The 532-nt window shown below is 66.9% G+C and carries 1 pseudogene; it reads left to right on the top strand.

The features are described 5' to 3' along the window. Positions 1-289: 289 nt before the first annotated feature. Positions 290-532: pseudogene (locus tag AACY08_RS28565) on the top strand (hypothetical protein); the annotation flags it as partial.

The raw sequence follows: 532 nt of genomic DNA, 5'->3' as shown, positions 1-532 counted from the left end.
ATCGCCGCCGCATCGAGGATGGCGCGCAACGTCTTGCGCCCGCGCTCGGTGCGCGGTGCCTTGCCGGCGCTTGCCGAGTCGTCGAGGCGCACAGCGTCGCCGCGCGCGGCCAGATCGCCCGCTTGCGCCGCGTCGGCTGTTGCCACCACGCCACGTTTGGCTGCCATCGTATGGTCCTCCCCAAATCCCAAGTTGAAACCTGGTTCATGTTTCAGTAAAGCGAGAAGCACAGGCGCACAACCCGGATGCATATCGGGCCATGTGGATGCGCCGCAGGAGGGGAAAACCGATGACACGCCTGAATTCCGTGCGCCTGTTGCTCAATGCCAGCGTCGCGCTTGCTGCCATGGTCGCCGCGCCTGCCATGGCCCAGACCACCCCGACGCCAGCAGAACCGGAAGCGGTCGCCGAGAACAGCGACATCGTCGTCACCGCGCGCCAGCGGGCGGAGGATCTCGAAAAGGTGCCGCTCGCCGTGTCGGTGGTCGGCGGCGCGCTGCTCGATCGGTCCTACACCGTCAACACCAGCCAG

This window comes from Pseudomonas sp. EL_65y_Pfl1_R83 (genome assembly GCF_963970695.1).
In the GTDB taxonomy this organism is placed as follows: Bacteria; Pseudomonadota; Gammaproteobacteria; order Pseudomonadales; family Pseudomonadaceae; genus Aquipseudomonas; species Aquipseudomonas tritici.
The sequence above is the reverse complement of the archived record's forward strand: the minus strand, read 5'-3'. Positions and strand labels throughout refer to the sequence as shown.